Origin of the sequence: Acinetobacter sp. COS3, from assembly GCF_000475335.1 — a bacterium.
Lineage (GTDB): Bacteria > Pseudomonadota > Gammaproteobacteria > Pseudomonadales > Moraxellaceae > Acinetobacter > Acinetobacter venetianus.
In genome coordinates this window covers 37183-53444 of sequence record NZ_AXCD01000034.1, presented here as the reverse complement: position 1 = coordinate 53444, position 16262 = coordinate 37183, and the positions used below count along the sequence as shown (strand labels likewise).

The 16262-nt window shown below is 40.4% G+C and carries 14 protein-coding genes; 6 read left to right on the top strand and 8 right to left on the bottom strand.

What is annotated here, in order from left to right:
* Positions 1 to 8: 8 nt before the first annotated feature.
* Positions 9 to 416: an NUDIX hydrolase gene (locus IO68_RS28565; RefSeq protein ID WP_023013774.1), complete on the top strand. Its 408-nt coding sequence runs from the start codon at positions 9 to 11 to the stop codon at positions 414 to 416.
* On the opposite strand, the gene IO68_RS28560 is transcribed toward IO68_RS28565, so the two are convergent.
* Together IO68_RS28560 and recG are read right to left on the bottom strand one after the other, a co-directional pair.
* Positions 400 to 1050, bottom strand: coding sequence for a ComF family protein (locus IO68_RS28560; protein ID WP_023013773.1), 651 nt, complete (start codon positions 1048 to 1050; stop codon positions 400 to 402). The genes IO68_RS28565 and IO68_RS28560 overlap by 17 nt on opposite strands.
* Positions 1037 to 3082 carry an ATP-dependent DNA helicase RecG gene (gene recG, locus IO68_RS28555; protein ID WP_023013772.1) on the bottom strand — a complete coding sequence of 682 codons (2046 nt, stop codon included), beginning with the start codon at positions 3080 to 3082 and terminating at the stop codon, positions 1037 to 1039. Before recG ends, IO68_RS28560 begins: the two co-directional genes overlap by 14 nt.
* 18 nt (positions 3083 to 3100) lie before the next feature.
* On the opposite strand from recG, the gene IO68_RS28550 reads away from it, so the two are divergent.
* Together IO68_RS28550 and IO68_RS28545 are read left to right on the top strand one after the other, a co-directional pair.
* Positions 3101 to 3919, top strand: coding sequence for an NAD-dependent epimerase/dehydratase family protein (locus tag IO68_RS28550; RefSeq protein ID WP_023013771.1), 819 nt, complete (start codon positions 3101 to 3103; stop codon positions 3917 to 3919).
* Positions 3920 to 4045: 126 nt separating this feature from the next.
* Entirely contained in the window at positions 4046 to 5026 is a 981-nt protein-coding gene (locus IO68_RS28545; RefSeq protein WP_031234849.1) for a putative solute-binding protein, read from the top strand.
* Positions 5027 to 5060: 34 nt separating this feature from the next.
* Here IO68_RS28545 and plsB read toward each other — a convergent pair whose 3' ends face one another.
* A complete protein-coding gene (plsB, locus tag IO68_RS28540) occupies positions 5061 to 7607 on the bottom strand; it encodes a glycerol-3-phosphate 1-O-acyltransferase PlsB (RefSeq protein ID WP_023013770.1) in 2547 nt (848 codons plus the stop codon).
* Positions 7608 to 7884: 277 nt separating this feature from the next.
* Here plsB and IO68_RS28535 point away from each other — a divergent pair, with 277 nt between their 5' ends.
* The 3 genes from IO68_RS28535 to IO68_RS28525 all read left to right on the top strand — a co-directional run bounded on the left by IO68_RS28535 (position 7885) and on the right by IO68_RS28525 (position 10825).
* Positions 7885 to 8757, top strand: a complete 873-nt coding sequence (locus IO68_RS28535) for an acyl-CoA thioesterase (RefSeq protein WP_004877654.1) — start codon at positions 7885 to 7887, stop codon at positions 8755 to 8757.
* Positions 8758 to 8792: 35 nt separating this feature from the next.
* Positions 8793 to 9467 carry a helix-hairpin-helix domain-containing protein gene (locus IO68_RS28530; RefSeq protein WP_031234847.1) on the top strand — a complete coding sequence of 225 codons (675 nt, stop codon included), beginning with the start codon at positions 8793 to 8795 and terminating at the stop codon, positions 9465 to 9467.
* Positions 9468 to 9583: 116 nt separating this feature from the next.
* On the top strand, positions 9584 to 10825 hold the full coding sequence (locus IO68_RS28525; protein WP_023013767.1) for a dicarboxylate/amino acid:cation symporter: 1242 nt from the start codon (positions 9584 to 9586) through the stop codon (positions 10823 to 10825).
* Positions 10826 to 10891: 66 nt separating this feature from the next.
* On the opposite strand, the gene IO68_RS28520 is transcribed toward IO68_RS28525, so the two are convergent.
* The 5 genes from IO68_RS28520 to IO68_RS28500 form a co-directional block, all read right to left on the bottom strand.
* Complete coding sequence (locus IO68_RS28520; protein ID WP_023013766.1) at positions 10892 to 11836, bottom strand: metal-dependent hydrolase; 945 nt, start codon at positions 11834 to 11836, stop codon at positions 10892 to 10894.
* Positions 11837 to 11965: 129 nt separating this feature from the next.
* Complete coding sequence (yihA, locus tag IO68_RS28515; RefSeq protein WP_004877646.1) at positions 11966 to 12742, bottom strand: ribosome biogenesis GTP-binding protein YihA/YsxC; 777 nt, start codon at positions 12740 to 12742, stop codon at positions 11966 to 11968.
* A 71-nt stretch (positions 12743 to 12813) separates the two neighbouring features.
* Positions 12814 to 13266, bottom strand: coding sequence for an RrF2 family transcriptional regulator (locus tag IO68_RS28510; RefSeq protein ID WP_023013765.1), 453 nt, complete (start codon positions 13264 to 13266; stop codon positions 12814 to 12816).
* 80 nt (positions 13267 to 13346) lie between these two features.
* Positions 13347 to 14558 carry an NO-inducible flavohemoprotein gene (hmpA, locus tag IO68_RS28505; protein ID WP_023013764.1) on the bottom strand — a complete coding sequence of 404 codons (1212 nt, stop codon included), beginning with the start codon at positions 14556 to 14558 and terminating at the stop codon, positions 13347 to 13349.
* A gap of 141 nt (positions 14559 to 14699) precedes the next feature.
* Positions 14700 to 16250, bottom strand: coding sequence for a helicase HerA-like domain-containing protein (locus IO68_RS28500; RefSeq protein WP_023013763.1), 1551 nt, complete (start codon positions 16248 to 16250; stop codon positions 14700 to 14702).
* Between the last annotated feature and the right edge of the window lie 12 nt (positions 16251 to 16262).

Sequence of the window (16262 nt, the reverse complement as noted above, 5' to 3'; positions counted from 1 at the left end):
AGAGAAAAGTGAAAACAATTACTGTGGCTGCGGCTGTTATTTTGAACGAAAAAAATCAATTATTATTGGTGCGTAAACAAAACACACAGGCTTTTATGCAAGTTGGTGGAAAATTAGAGCTGAATGAAGCACCTGAACTTGCGATTCAGCGTGAAATACTGGAAGAGATCGGTTGTCATTCGGAAATCAAAAAGTTTATTGGGCAGTTCCATACACAGGCGGCCAATGAACCTGATCATCTTTTGGTGAGTTATGTTTATTTAGTTGAGCTAAAACAATCTCCTCAGATTGCAGCTGAGATTGCTGAAATGAAGTGGATTCAATTAGATGATCAAATCACTTTATTAGCTCCTTTGACGAAAGAGGTGGTGATTCCATGGTGTCGTAAAAATCAACCACTTATGCAGATGGCTTAACACCGCCAGCAGCGAGACAAATGGCATAAATTTTTTGGCAGCCCAATTGTTTCAGTATTTCTGAAAGTGCATGGATTGAGCTGCCCGTCGTCACCACGTCATCCACGATCATGACATTCCGATAACGGATTTTATTTGGTGGGCATGCAATAAATTGTTGTTCAATATGATCAAGTCGCTCTAAGCGAGTTAGACCTTTCTGTGAATGCTGTGCTAAGCGTTGTACAGGTTGCCAGATTGGAACATTCAGGTGCAGGCTCAGTGTTTTGGCGAGCAGAAGTGACTGATTATAGCCTCGTTCAATCAAGCGATCTATTGAAATTGGCATAGGTACAATCGCCTGTATTTTAGGCAATTTGAGTTGTAATAAAAGCCCTGCTAATAGCCGTTCATATTCAAGTTTTTGCTCATATTTAAACTGTTGAATAATACGATCAATCGGATATTGATAATGGCAAGCAACGTAAATATGCTGTTCATGACGTTGAATTTGTTGTTTTAACCAAGGCAATTGTTGCCAACAATTTGAACAAACGCCAAACTGTTGCTTGATGCCCACATCACATAAATCACATGGCGTAAAATAATCAAACAACTGTCGGGTTTGTTTACGTAATAAATTAAACATAGGCATAACGTGGTGCTTCAGGTAACCAGCGTTTCAGCAAGCCTTCTGCATGTTGCGGGTAATCTTTGAGAATGTGTTCAGCCACATAATGTGCTTGACTCAGTAGATGATCATCACGTTCTAAGCGCGCAACACGAAAGCCCATATCACCTGTTTGTTTAGTACCGAGTAATTCACCGGGACCACGTATTTCTAAATCTTTTTCTGCAATCACAAAACCATCATTACTTTCTCTTAAAATTGAAAGTCGTTCCTGCCCATTTTGTGAGAGTGGTGTTTTATAAAGTAATGCGCAGAAACTAGCCGTTGCGCCACGTCCCACACGACCACGAAGCTGATGCAGTTGCGACAGGCCAAGCCGCTCGGCATTTTCAATTACCATAATAGAGGCATTGGGAACATCAACACCGACCTCAATCACCGTCGTTGCAATCAGGAGTTGTGATTGATTGTCTTTGAAAGCTTGCATAACGGCTTGCTTTTCATCAGCCTTCATTTTTCCATGAACCAATCCAATCTTAAGGTCAGGAAAGCGTTTTCTGATTTCCTGATAAGTTGCTTCAGCGGCTTGTGCATCTAAGGTTTCGGATTGTTCGACTAGCGTGCAGACCCAGTAAGCTTGCTTGCCTTCAAGACAATTCTTAGCGATACGTTGCAACACTTCTTCACGGCGATCCAAAGGAATAGTCACGGTTTGAATCGGTGTTCGTCCCGGTGGGAGTTCATCAATGATAGAAGTATCAAGGTCACCATAGGCACTCATTGCAAGCGTACGAGGAATGGGGGTTGCGGTCATGACTAGTTGATGCGGTGTGAATTGATCAACCCCTTTGTTGCGTAAAGCGAGGCGTTGGTCAACACCGAAACGATGCTGCTCATCAATAATAACCAGTCCTAATTTTGAAAATTCCACATTGTCTTGAAATAATGCATGCGTACCAACAACCAGTTGGGCGTGACCCTCTTTGATGTGTTGCTCAGCTTGCGCACGCGCTTTGCCCTTTTGTTTACCTGAAAGCCAAGCCACTTCAATACCCAGCGGTTCAAACCAACGTTTAAAATTCAAGTAATGTTGTTCCGCTAAAATTTCAGTTGGTGCCATTAACGCAACTTGCCAATCTGCTTCAAGCGCATGACATGCGGCAACGGCAGCAACCAAGGTTTTACCTGCACCGACATCACCTTGAACCAAACGTAACATTGGTTGATCTTGTTTTAGATCTTGTAGAATTTCTTTCGAGACACGCTTTTGAGCATTGGTCATTTGAAAGGGCAATGCTTCTAATAGTTTTTTAGCGAGTATTTTACTGCTACTAAATCGAGGTGCGGCAATCTGACGAATATAAGCACGACGTGTCAATAAGCTAATTTGATGCGCTACGAGTTCTTCAAAAATCAAGCGTTGTTGTGCAGGATGTGAACCTTGATTGAGTTGTAACATATTGGCATCAATCGGTGGTTCATGAATGTAGTGTAGGGCCTGTTTTAACTCATAACCGTTGCTGTACTTACTTGGTAATAATTCAGGAAGATCATCACTATGATGTTGCAACGCTTGGCGAACATATTCACGTAGCTTAGGTTGAGTGAGTCCTTCTGTACTCGGATAAATGGCCGTGAGCTGAGTTTTTGGAAGAGACGTATGCTGTTGAATGACTTGGATTTCAGGATGATAGAGTTCTAAACCACGCGCACCGACACGGACTTCACCGAAAATCCGTAAACGTTGTCCCATTTTGATGCGATCAGTTAAGCCTTTATAAATATGATAAAAACGTAAAGTCACTTTGCCAAAATCATCTTGGAGCAATGCGGCAAGAGATTTCTTTTTCCCGGGTGGAAAATCAACGGATCGCACTTCACCTTCAAGTAAATAACTTCGTCCAACAACCAGCTGATTCATTGGAATAATAGTGCTACGATCTTCATAGTCACGGGGAAGATGAAATAGCAAATCATCCGTGCTAAAAATATGAAGCTTTTCTAATAGGGTCGCTGCGGCAGCACCAACGCCTTGTAATTGCTGGACTGAAGTCATCTTTGATCAAGGGTATGTATGCATATTTTATTTATTGGTTATGGTAAAACATCTCAGCGTGTCGCTAAACACTTATTTGAGCAAGGCCACCACATTAGCACAATTAGTCGCAGTCCAAAAACAGATTGTTACGCTACTCATTATATTCAAGATGTTCAGCAACTTGATTTAACATCATTTCCGCCGATTGATATGGTTTATGTGATTTTAGCGCCTGCTGAAAGTGGCGTTGCAGCATATCGACAGACCTATGTAGAGAGTGTTCAGCCGATTGCGGAAGCATTAAAGCAGCATCCTGTTCAGCGTATTGTGATTGTTTCTTCAACTCGTGTTTATGGTGAAAGCGAAGGTCAGCGTATCGATGATGAATCGGTGATTCAACCCGTCGATGAGCAAGGACATTTACTTCGAAAAATGGAGTTGTTGTGGCAGGATTATTATCCTCAACAAAGTATTATTGTTCGTCCTACAGGGATTTATGGGACTTCAATTGCTCGATTAAAACGACTCGCAGAGCAGACACAAACTTATCCAGTGATTCATTTTAGTAATCGTATCCATGTGGATGATTTAGCTAGATTCTTGGCATTTTTAGTCGATATTCAAACCTTTGAATCGAGTTATATTGTGACGAACAACATCCCGATTCCGATGCATGAGATTTTACTTTGGTTTCAACAAAAACTGGGATTACCACTGCTAAAGCTTAGCTCAGACCATCAGACAGGTAAGCAAATTTTTGCAACCCGATTGGCCAAAACTAATTTCAAACTCAATCATCCCATTTGCTTTAATGACTATGCTGAGTTGTTACACGTACATAGTAATGAAAAATAATTAGGCTAGACTGCAAGTATGCTTTGAATTGTTGGTATGGATTTTGAATTTTAAATATCAACAAATTCCGTAAAGGAACTGCCTGAATTATGCACGAGGTTTGCAGTTGGGCGTAAAAGGTTGGATATGAGAAAAATAATCTGTTTAATGTTGTTAGGATTGATATCTGTTGAGGGCTGGGCCGGTGAGCAGACATGGTGTGTGTTCGACCCACTAGGTGCGAAAGGTGATATTAGTCGTCGTTTGCAAGATGTACGTTTGACTGCATTACAAAATCGAGTCGACTTAAAATTTCAATTTTTCAAAAATGAAAAGGATGCAATCCAAGCCTTTGACCAAAAAAAATGTTCGGGATTAGCAGCTTCTAACTTTAATACTTATCGTTATAACCATTTCATCGGTAGCACGGGTGGAATTGGTTTAATTTCAAATAATCGAGTTGCGCGGATGTTTTTGCAACTTTTAAATAATGTGCATGTCGAAAAACGTATGATTGGTCAAGACTATGAGGCAATTGGAATGATTCCAATTGGCACAGCGTATATGATCATGAATACACAGCAGATCAACAAAGTATCTCAATTAAAAAATAAGCGTATCGGTATTCTTGAAGATAATCCGCCACAACAGGCGTTGGTGCAAAGTGTTGCTGCAAAGGCAGCATATGTAGATTTCTCTGATGCGGTTGATTTGTTCAAGCAAAAGAAAATCGACATTTTGGCTGCTCCAGCTTATGGTGTCTTGCCGTATAACATTAAGAAAGAGTTTGGTGAGTCGACGCAGGTGGTTAATTTTCCTGTCGCCTATTTTGCGATTAGCATTGTTATTCGCCCCAAAGATTATCCAGTTGGTTTCGGGCATCAAATTAGAAATTGGTTTGTTAAAAATAACAATGTCTTAGCAGCGCAAGCGATTCAATGGGAAAATCACCTTCCTGCATATTATTGGGCAGATATTTCTAACTTTGAAAAGCAGGGATATGAAGCGATGGTGGCTAAGATTCGCAATCGTTATGTTGATCTTGGATACTATGATGCGTATTTCGTTGAATTAATCAAACGATTGAGATGTATTGATGACCCTCAATATTTAGAGTGTCGAAAGTAAAATAAAAGGCAACCGAAGTTGCCTTTTTTATGACTTAAGCTTTCTTTCGCTTTAATCGGCGTTTTGCTTGTTGTGAAGCCATAGCCTCTAACGCTTCGGCAAGTTCTTCATCACTAAAAGTCGTGATGTGTTGCAGCATTTGTAATGTTGCTTCATCCAGTACAAGTTGTGCCCCAGCTGCCATTTCACTGAAGTTATCATCATATTCAATAAAACCTTGATCGTTGTTACGGATATAGTTTTGTTGAGTTAAGACTTTAATGAAACTTTGGAATAATGCTTTATCGAAGAATTCAGGTGAATTGAATTCATATAACACAGATAGGCGTTGACCGAGTAAGTGGCTAAGCTCTTCAACTTGTTTAGTTGAAATATTGCCAGAACCACGTTGCGTAATCAGCGCTAAGGTCATGTAATAGCGTTCTAAACTTTGTTTAACAGGCATTGCAAGCGTTAAGAGTTTTTGATGCTCTTCACTGTTTGGCGTTGGGCTGAAAAGATTGCCTTCTTGATCTTGGAAAATCAGACCTATCTCAGCCAATGCATTGATATAGCTATCAATATGTTGCTGTAACTCAGAAGGTTGCCATTTCATAAATAATTCAGCTTTTAAGAATGGATACAAGGTACGGATCACATTACTCAAATCTGTTTTATGGATTTTACCATTGTGCTCAACCAATGAAGCAACCAATGATGGCAAGACAAAGGCATGTAAAATATTATTACGGAAGTAAGTGAGTAGAACCGCTTGGTTGTCCTCAATCGCAATAATATCACCTAGTACGTGTTGAACACGTTTGATGAGCTTTAGCTTCAAGCCATAAGCAATAATTTCTTTACCCGATAATGGCGTTACTTGCGTGCGCTCATCGTAAGGATGTTCTGTCACTAGATCTCGATAAATATCGAGTTGCTTCGCACAGATTTCTTCATCCAAAGTGTGTTTTGGTGTTGCCAATAAAATTAAAGACAATAACGAAACAGGATTGATCACCACGGCACGGTTGATATTTTCTAAAATGACATTTGCAGAACTTGAAACCACATTTGACAGTTCAGTAGAGCTTGCTGTTTCGATTTGGATATTATCCGCATTGTTTTGCTTCAAAATATCATCAAGGAATACTGGCTCACCAAAATTCACATGCACTTTACCGAAGATACGTTCAATTTTTCGTAAGGTTTTTACGATACCAAAAATTGATTCAGCTTCTTTTGGTTTGCCTTGCATTTCACCAACATAGGTTGAGCCTTCCATTAAGCGCTCATAACCAATATAAGTTGGAACAAAAACAATTGGTTTTGCAGGGCCACGTAAATGTCCTTGGATGGTCATTGCCAACATACCCGTTTTTGGCGGAAGTAAGCGACCAGTACGTGAACGACCACCTTCAATAAAGTACTCGATTGGTGTATTGCGTGACAAAATGCTATACAAATATTCTTTAAATACAGAAGTATAAAGTGCATTGCCACGGAATGAACGACGAATAAAGAATGCGCCGCCGCCACGGAGTAGTTGACCTACAAAAGGTAAGTTCAAGTTATCACCAGCAGCAATATACGGGATCATCAAACCACGTTTATAAATGACATACGACAATAATAAATAGTCGATATGGCTTCGATGACAAGGTGTATAAACGATCTCGTAGTCTTTTGCTAATTCACGGACTGTACTGAAGTTATGTACTTCAACGCCGTCATAGAGCTGCGTCCATAAACGAGTTAATGCCATATCCGCAAAACGTACTGCGGAAGCAGAATAATCAGAAACGATTTCATTAACATAACCAATAGCACGACGTTCGGCTTCAAGCATACTGATTTTGTGCTGAATGCTTTCACGACGAATGGCATCTTGTACCTCAGGTGATTTGATCACTGACTGCATGACATTGCGACGGTCAGACAAGTCAGGGCCAAGTACCACTTCACGTTGCTGATCCAAATACGTATCTAACGAGCTGGCAATATACGTTGCTGGTGAGATATTTGGATGATTAGTCTTGGCATAATCTACCAATTCACGTAGAGATTGCGGCTCGTGAAACTCTAAATAAGATTGACGACCATGCAGACCAATGTTGACGAGTTGTTTAACTGTACCTGGTGTTGCCCAAGTATCTGAGAATAATAATTTGAACCAAGAATCTTCTTTATCTGGTGAACGTCCCCAAAGCACAGTCACAGGAACTAATTCCACTTCGACTTCTGGATTTTGCTCTAGCGCTTCGATAAGTTGTAAAAGGCGTGGGGGATAGGTTTGGGTATTGAAGAAATTGTTTTCGTTATGGTGTAAAAAGAGAACTGAATTTTTTTCTTGATAAGTCCCAAAAGCCAAAGGGTCTAGGGCTGGTTTTAAATGTAGACGTCTCGTTTCTCCATCAACCACAAGCGCATTACTACGAGAGTAATTTTGTAAAACATAGCACACCAGTTTATTTGAATCAGTTGTGCTTTGCTCTGCTGTGGTGGATTCTGTAGGAACTTCACCAAGAACATGTGGGGTAACCACAAGGTCAAGTAACTTACTCGAAAGTTGGCGATACATTTGACCAAATCCAGTCTTGGACATTACAAACTCCTAAATAATAATCCTGACATCGAGTCATGATGAACACGACATTCTGCGATATTCTTACATAAAACGGTATGTTATTTTCTGACAAAATATAGCGTATTTGGTAGATTTTATCGTTAAAAATCGTATTTTTAGCAGGTATAACTAAATACGAATGTGACGGACGAATCATTTTATCCTGAGCATCTTTATTGGAATTTATGGCACAATCAAAATATTAACCCCACAAGGATGGGTTAATTTCTCCTGATTGATGTTGGAAGGTTATTATATGAATGCTTTGACTCAAGAACTCGTTGAACTGTTGACCCTAGAAAGGATTGAAGATCATATTTTTAGAGGCAATAGCCGTAATTTAGTCGGGAAACGAGTGTTTGGTGGACAAGTGCTTGGTCAAGCATTACGCGCTGCATCATATACAACTGACCGTCCAGCACATTCCTTACATGCATATTTTTTGTATGGGGGGGATGTAAATGCGCCGATTATTTATGAAGTTGAACCGCTTCGAGATGGTAAAAGTTTTGCAAGCCGTCAAGTCAAAGCCATTCAACATGGGCGTGTAATCTTTTCTGCGATGGTATCTTTTGCCTATCCTGAAGAGGGTTTGAATTATCAACATAAAGAACCAGAATACCCAGCACCTGAGACATTAAAGTCAGAAAATGAACTCAAAGAAAGTCTAATTAATTTTGTGCCTGAAAATGTGCGCGCGAGTTTTATGCGTGAACGTCATGTCGAAATTCGACCAACGCAATTGATTAATCCATTTCAGCCACAACCAGAAGCGCCGTTTTACGCGCATTATATTCGGACTCATGGCACGATTCCGTCAGAGCTAGATGAAATTTCATTGCATCAGGCAATTGTGGCATTTTATTCAGACTTTACATTGATGACCACAGCATTACGGCCCCATGGTTTGTCGTGGATTTCACCAAACTTACAATGTGCAAGTATTGACCATACGATTTACTTCCACAGACCATTACGTGCAGATGATTGGATGCTATACGATATGGAAGCAACGGTGAGTGCTAGTTCTCGTGGTTTGAACTTTGGTAAGATGTGGCAGAATGGTCAGCTTGTTTGTAGTACTGTACAAGAAGGCTTGATTCGGCTCAGAGAAATTGAAACGCAGTAATATTAAAAGAGAAAAATAACTAATTTGGAGTGTATGTGGTGTTTCAATCTCATATTTCTACATTGATAAAGCAACACTCCTTTAAATCTTTGGTTGCAGCCAGTTTGTGTTTAATTGTTTTTGGGTGTTCACGTAATGAATCACTGTCTGCCGAATATCAAGAAGCTTGTCATGGTGAGCCTTTGACAACAGTGGCTCAACGTAATCAAGCTTTAGAAGATGGTTTTGTTATAAACCAGCAATACAAATGTATTGATAAAGCTTCATACTTGGCTATGCAAGAAGCTGAGGCACAAAGAATAGCTGCAAGATCCCCTGAAGCATTGGCAAGAAAAAAAGTAGAAGCTGAGGCACGTGATGCTCAGATTGCAAGACAAAGAGAGCAGAGAGGTTATGAATCAGAAGCCGATCCTACTCCGAAGTATGAGTTGCGTTATGTCGAAATTAACTCGGCGTCAGTTGCGGAGTTAACGCATGTTTGTAATATTAAAAATGGGACAGCTGAAGACATTGTAAAAGAGCGCGAACGTAATGGTCAGTTCGGAGATTGGGTTGATGTTGTTCACCGTGTATTTGCGATGAGTGCAGCGCAAAATGTGGTATATGCTTCGGTATGTGGTTTAACTGTTAATGGTCAGAGTTTTAATGGAGCGCCCGCAGATGAGGCGGTAGCTCAACAGATTTATCAGCGTTATTCTCATTATAAGTAACAATTTATAAATTCTTTTTCTATATTTTACCCGTGATTACTGTGACAAAAAATTGCTCGAATCTTCAATAAGCACATGCCATAGTATTGATAGTTCATCAATTCCTTATTTTTAGAATGAATTTAAATACACAAATTTTAATTGCCGCAATATTCGGTGTGCTATTTGGACTTTTGCTCACAGCACAGCCAGACACAGTCTTTGCTGCAAATAGTTTATATGGACTTGGAATTTTAAGTAGCATTTTTATTGGCTTGTTAAAAATGTTATTGATCCCACTGATTTTCAGTTCGATTGTCGTGGGTGTTTCCAATTTACAAGCAGGTGGGCAGTTTGGTCGCGTTTGGAAAGTGACCGCACTGAGTTGCTTAACGACAACGACACTAGCTCTCATTCTTGGAATTAGCTGTGCGCATATTTTTGAGGTCGGAAAGGGAATTGATATTACGGTATTTCAGGCTGCGATGCAGAGCCATGAAACACCAGCTACGCTGACACCATCCAGCTTTTTAACGAACTTTATTCAAAATACTTTAATTAATCCTTTCAAGGCATTTAGTGATGGTAATGTGCTGGCTGTTGTGGTATTTGCGCTGTTTCTTGGCGTGGCTTTGGTAAAAGGAGGTGAGCGGTTCAATTCAGTTCGGCAAATCAGTCAGCAGTTTTTTGAAATAATGATGATGTTGGTGGGCTGGGTGATGAAGCTTGCACCGATTGGGATTTTTGCCTTACTTGCGAAATTAATTGCAACCGAAGATCTATCTGTTTTGAGTCGACTGTTTGAGTTTGCAGTTGTGGTGACAGGTACAACGATTTTTCATGGTCTCGTGGTACTGCCGTTGTTGCTCTGGATATTTGGAAAGATGAATCCAATAACCTTTTTCAGAGGGGCTAGAGCTGCGCTGGTAACTGCATTTGCGACTAGTTCAAGTTCCGCAACGATGCCGCTTAGTTTGAAGTGTGCTCAGGAGAATTTAGGCGTTCGTCCACAAACAGCGGGTTTTGTGATTCCTTTGGGTACGCAGTTAAATATGGATGGAACAGCGCTTTATGAGGCTGCAGCAGCATTGTTTATTGCAAATCTGATGGGGCTAGATTTAAGTTTAACGCAGCAAATTATTGTGTGTTTGACTGCGATTATCGCATCTTTGGGCGCGCCAGGAATTCCAAGTGCAGGCATGGTGACGATGATTATGGTGCTGCAATCTGTCGGATTACCAGCAGAGGCAATCGCAATCTTACTTCCAATTGACCGTTTGTTGGATACGGTGCGTACCGTTGTGAATGTACAGGGCGATATGATGATTAGTGTGGTTGTTGATCGCTATGCGAAGCAAGTAGAAACAGAACCAAGCTGATTTTCCCGCTATACATCAGGCGTAAAAAAAGCAGGAGATAACTCCTGCTTTTTTTATTAACTTGAATTACGCAGCTTGTTGTAAAGCGCGTTTTGCAGCTGGTGAGTTGGTGAGGTAGTTCACAGCATCTTGAGTATTCCCTTCTTTTACAGGGTCATACCAAGGCATTAAGTAATCAATTTGCTGAGCAACCAACCAAATTGGATTTGGAAGAATTTGGTTGTCCTTGCTGCCGATCTTATACCATTCTAGCCAAACCCAAGGTTTGAATAGACTTGGTTTCTTATCAGCAAAGCGTGGATCTTGGCTCATGATATGCGCTGCACCATCAACCCAAAGTCCTAGAACGCCAACAATTACGGCAACGCTAAGGTAGTAACGTGCAATATAGCCACCGCCTAAATGACGGTAGAGATCAAATGCAACTGTACGATGTTCGATTTCTTCTGACCCATGCCATTTGATCAAATCGATCATCTCAGGATCAGCACCGAGCTCTTCCCAGCGTTTGTTATAGAGTGCATACTTACCAAGAACACAGGTCATATGCTCAACGGTAGCGATCACACCCAAGCGGAATAAATCCCATTGATGGTCAAGTATCTTAGGTACTTCTTTGCCGAAAGGTTTGTCAGCCAAAGCCTTGATAAATAAGAAATCCATGATGTCTAAATTACGTTGAATATCAATATTGCGCTGGCTTAGATATTCTTTATTTGCAGATGTATGCGCAACAGCGTGCATTGCTTCCTGACGAATAAAAGCTTGAACATCTTCTTTTAATTTCTCATCAGTAATTTCTGGCAGTACTTTGTTGTATAGACGGCAAAACCAAAATTCACCAGCAGGCAAAATATTGTTAATTTCATTAATAAAATAGCTGGCAAAAGGCTGATTTGGAATCCAATCTACAGGTGTTTTTTCCCAATCAAATTTTACTTTTCGAGGGAGGATTTTATAGTCAATCGAAGAACCAAGAACTTTGTTCTTCACAAATGATAGTAATTTCATCGTTTAGTCCTAATCGATAGTGCAATGAACCAACACTAAGCAGTATATGCAAACGACCTAGTGTTTGTGTTTAGCAATTCGGGACAATTAAAATTTATTTAATGCATCAAGTTGCATGAAATGCATTTTTTATTCTTCAATGTCTGTTTCAGACACTTCTGGGATTTCATTTAAGTCAAATTCAGACGGTTGTTCGAGCGTATAGTTCAAACGACCAGCCATCACGCTTGAGAGTTCCTCTAAACCGATACGGTTGAGTGATGAGAACAATTGAATCGAGAAATCAAGTTTCATTTTCTTCAACTGTTGTTTGACTTCTAGTAAAGTTTTGTTCGCTGGACCACGGTTGAGTTTGTCCGCTTTTGTTAGAAGAATATGTACAAATAAATGACGTGAATGTGCCCATTCCAACATCATTAAATCAAAGTGTTGTAATGGATGACGAATATCCATCAACAGTACGAGACCTTGTAAACTCTTACGATGGATCAAGTAGTTTTCAAGTTCTTTTTGCCATACGATTTTCATAGCTTCAGGAACAGCAGCATAGCCATAACCAGGTAAATCGACTAAGCGTTGGTCAGGATTTCCTAAGCTAAAAAAGTTGATCATTTGAGTACGACCAGGTTTTTTAGAAGCGCGTGCAAGTTGCTTTTGATTGGTTAGTGCATTGATTGCACTTGATTTACCAGCATTCGAACGTCCTGCAAATGCAATTTCATAGCCTGTATCTTCTACGCATAAAGCGAGCTTAGGCGCACTCATTAAAAACTCAGCTTGGCGTAACCAATTTAAAGACTGTACCGCATACTCCGTTAATGCAGGATCAGTTTTCTTTTCATAACTGATTTTTTGTTTAGGTGCGAGTTTGGCTTTGGTGTCTTTAGATTGTTGACGCTGACGCATAGAAGCTTACTTTTGAATTGAAATAGCAAAGCTATTATAAAGGATGTCAGGGAATCGTGCGAATGTGATGGTTAAGCTTTTTGAGTGAGTTGTAAAAAATCAATATGAGAGCTTTGAGAGGACGGTAAGATGCCGTGTTGCAAAACTTCGCCTAAGGTATAGCGGTCAAGACTTTGATAAAAGCTTTCTAGAGCTTGATCTAAGATACCTTTAAGACCACATTGTGAGCGCAATACACAAGGTGGGGTATTGCATTCTACAATTTGATGATTACCTTGCAAAATACGAACAATTTCACCGAGTTTGATATTACGTGCATCTGGATTTAGGCGAATTCCGCCGCCTTTGCCACGGATGGTGACAATCCAATGTTGTTTGCCCATAAAGTGAACCACTTTCACTAAATGATTTTGTGAGACATGGAGGTCTTTGGCTATATCGGCGATTGTATAAGGCACATCGCTTGGACGAGCGACATACAATAAAATCCTTAATGCATAATCAGTAAATTTATTGAGTTGCATAACTTCGCCCAATCTATTGTTATAGATAGAAAAGGCTAGTCTATCTCACCGACTAGCCTTATGCAAAACACTGATCGAGATCAGCTTAGTTTTACGCCGCCCGTTCCAAATGCTTCGCTATGAATGTTTTCAGCTGGAATGCCACGAGCTATCAGTGCCTTGTGCTGTTCTGCCATAAACGGCATAGGGCCACATAAATAGTAATCGGCATTTGCTGGCAAGATCGCCGTATCGATTGAACTCAAATCTAAACGTCCTGCAAGATCATAATCTTCACCTAATACATCATTTTGATGTGGGAATTCATAGGCTGTGAATGTGCTCAAGCGAGGATATTGTGATTTAAGCGCATGAATATGTTTTTTCATGGCATGAACATGGCTACTGCGACATGCATGGATAAAGCTAACTGGTTGCGGCATATCTAATGTAACAAGTTGATTTAGCATCGCGATCATTGGAGTTAAGCCAACACCACCGCTAATAAATACATTGCGTTTACTGCTATCAATCAGATAGAAATTACCTGTAGGTGCGGATACTTCAATTTCAGCACCTTCTGCCAAACTATGTAAAGTGCTAGATACCCAACCACTTGCGAGATCGCCTTTTTCATCTTCTCGTTTGACTGAGATACGAAGGTAATCGCTTTGCGGGCAAGTTGATAAAGTATATTGACGAGGTTGTTTTAAGTTGAGTTCAGGAACAAATACACGAACTGAAATGTATTGGCCTGCTTCATATTTTGGTAAATCGCCACCGTCGACAGGTTCGAGATAGAACGAAGTGATTTCTTCACTTTCCACAACTTTTTTCGCAATTTTAAAATTACGCCAACCTAACCAACTACCTTTGGTTTGTTGGTGTTGATCATAAATTGCTTTTTCTGTGCTAATGAAAAGATCAGCTAATTGACCATAAGCTGCAGCCCAAGCATCAATGAGTGGATCATCCATAGAAATGCTGAGAACTTCACTAATTGAATGCAGAAGATTCTCACCCACAATATTGTAGTCAGGTGCTTGAATATTCAGGCTGACATGTTTGTGTGCGATTAACTCGACGACAGGGAGTAGCACAGAGGGGTCTTCAATATTTTCTGCATAAGCTAAAACAGCACCTGCGAGTGCTTGAGCCTGAGCACCGCTACGTTGATGTCCCATATTAAAGGTTTCTTTTAATTCAGGATTATTGCCCAGCATACGGTTATAGAAGTACCCCGTTAGCGCGACACCATTTTCACGGAGAACAGGAACAGTAGCTTTTACTAGGTCGATTTGCTGCGGAGTCATGAGTGATCTCTCTTGGCTAAGATTTATAAGATGTATTTAAAATACATCTTATAAGGTGTATTTGCAATACATCTTAGAATAAATTCCATAAAAAAAATAAGGGATAATAAATTATCCCTTGATTAATCGTTGGAAAAACTTTTATTTCTTGCCAAATAGTGAACCGAGCAAGCCACGTACAATTTTTTGTCCTGTGCTGCCGCCCAAGCTTCTTGCCGCACTTTTGGCGAATGTCCCAACAATATCTTGTGTTAATTTTTCACGATCACGTTGTGCTTTCTCTGCCGCTTTTTGCTGCTCTTTAGCGAAACGCTCTTGTTCTTTTGCTTGTTGTTTGGCTAAAGTTTCTTGTTCTTTGCTTTGCTGTTTAGCGAGAGCATCAGCTTCTTTTTGTTGGGCCTTTTGTAGTACTTTCTGTTGTAGTAATTCATAAGCGCTATCACGATCTACCGCTTGATCATAGACACCCGCCACAATGCTTTGCGCAATAATTACTTGTCGCTCTTCAGGTGTAATTGGGTTAAATGCGGAGTAGGGGGGCATGACCCAGCCTCGTTCTACAATTTGTGGCGTACCTTGTTCATCTAAGCAGCTAATCAATGCTTCACCGACAGCAAGTTCAGTGATCGCTTGATCAACTTTAAAATCAGGGTTGGCGCGAAAGGTATCAGCTGCGGTCTTTACTGCTTTTTGGTCTTTTGGAGTGAATGCTCTTAACGCATGTTGTACACGGTTACCAAGTTGTCCTAAGATGCTTTCAGGTAAGTCGAGTGGATTTTGGGTGATGAAGTAAATCCCAACCCCTTTAGAACGAATCAGGCGAACCACTTGCTCAATTTTTTCTTGTAAATTTTGGCTTGCATTGTCAAAGAGTAAATGCGCCTCATCGAAGAAAAATACTAGTTTAGGTTTATCCATATCACCAACTTCGGGTAACTGTTCAAAAAGTTCAGACAGCATCCAAAGTAGGAATGTGGCATAAAGCTTGGGGGTATTCATGAGTTTGTCAGCAGCTAAAATATTAATATAGCCATGACCATTCGAATCGGTTTGAATGAAGTCTAAAATATTGAGGCTCGGCTCACCAAAGAATTGTTCGCCCCCTTGATCGCCAAGCGCCAGTAAGTTGCGTTGGATTGCACCAAGACTTGCAGGTGAGAGGTTGCCATATTCTGCTTTAAGATCAGCCGCATTTTCACTGACATAGGTCAGCATAGCTTTTAAATCTTTAAAGTCGATGAGCAATAGGCCTTGATCATCTGCAATTCTGAAGACTGCTGATAGCACACCTTCTTGCGTGTCATTTAGATTCAGCATCCGAGCTAATAATAGTGGACCAATTTCTGAAATCGTTGTGCGAATGGGGTGTCCTTGTTGGCCAAATAAATCCCAAAAAATCACAGGTGAAGCTGCAAATGGAACTGACTCTATGCCTAAAAGTTTCAAGCGCTCATCAAATTTAGGGCTGCTTGTTCCTGCTTTTGCAAGACTGGAAACATCACCTTTGGCATCGGCTAAAAATACAGGCACACCAAGACGCGAAAAGCTTTCAGCAAGAACTTTGAGTGTGACGGTTTTACCCGTACCCGTCGCGCCTGCAATCAAGCCATGTCGGTTTGCAAATTGTGAATGTAAAACGATATCTTGTGTTGTATCTGTAGTTTTCTTAGCAATAACAATTGGTGTACTCATTCTTCACCTATT

What these genes read in the sequence shown, in the direction of transcription:
- IO68_RS28560 (WP_023013773.1), bottom strand. Translation starts at nt 1,050, where the DNA reads ATGCCTATGTTTAATTTATTACGTAAACAAACCCGACAGTTGTTTGAT.
- recG (WP_023013772.1), bottom strand. Translation starts at nt 3,082, where the DNA reads ATGACTTCAGTCCAGCAATTACAAGGCGTTGGTGCTGCCGCAGCGACC.
- IO68_RS28550 (WP_023013771.1), top strand. Translation starts at nt 3,101, where the DNA reads ATGCATATTTTATTTATTGGTTATGGTAAAACATCTCAGCGTGTCGCT.
- IO68_RS28545 (WP_031234849.1), top strand. Translation starts at nt 4,046, where the DNA reads ATGAGAAAAATAATCTGTTTAATGTTGTTAGGATTGATATCTGTTGAG.
- plsB (WP_023013770.1), bottom strand. Translation starts at nt 7,607, where the DNA reads ATGTCCAAGACTGGATTTGGTCAAATGTATCGCCAACTTTCGAGTAAG.
- IO68_RS28535 (WP_004877654.1), top strand. Translation starts at nt 7,885, where the DNA reads ATGAATGCTTTGACTCAAGAACTCGTTGAACTGTTGACCCTAGAAAGG.
- IO68_RS28525 (WP_023013767.1), top strand. Translation starts at nt 9,584, where the DNA reads ATGAATTTAAATACACAAATTTTAATTGCCGCAATATTCGGTGTGCTA.
- IO68_RS28520 (WP_023013766.1), bottom strand. Translation starts at nt 11,836, where the DNA reads ATGAAATTACTATCATTTGTGAAGAACAAAGTTCTTGGTTCTTCGATT.
- yihA (WP_004877646.1), bottom strand. Translation starts at nt 12,742, where the DNA reads ATGCGTCAGCGTCAACAATCTAAAGACACCAAAGCCAAACTCGCACCT.
- IO68_RS28510 (WP_023013765.1), bottom strand. Translation starts at nt 13,266, where the DNA reads ATGCAACTCAATAAATTTACTGATTATGCATTAAGGATTTTATTGTAT.
- hmpA (WP_023013764.1), bottom strand. Translation starts at nt 14,558, where the DNA reads ATGACTCCGCAGCAAATCGACCTAGTAAAAGCTACTGTTCCTGTTCTC.
- IO68_RS28500 (WP_023013763.1), bottom strand. Translation starts at nt 16,250, where the DNA reads ATGAGTACACCAATTGTTATTGCTAAGAAAACTACAGATACAACACAA.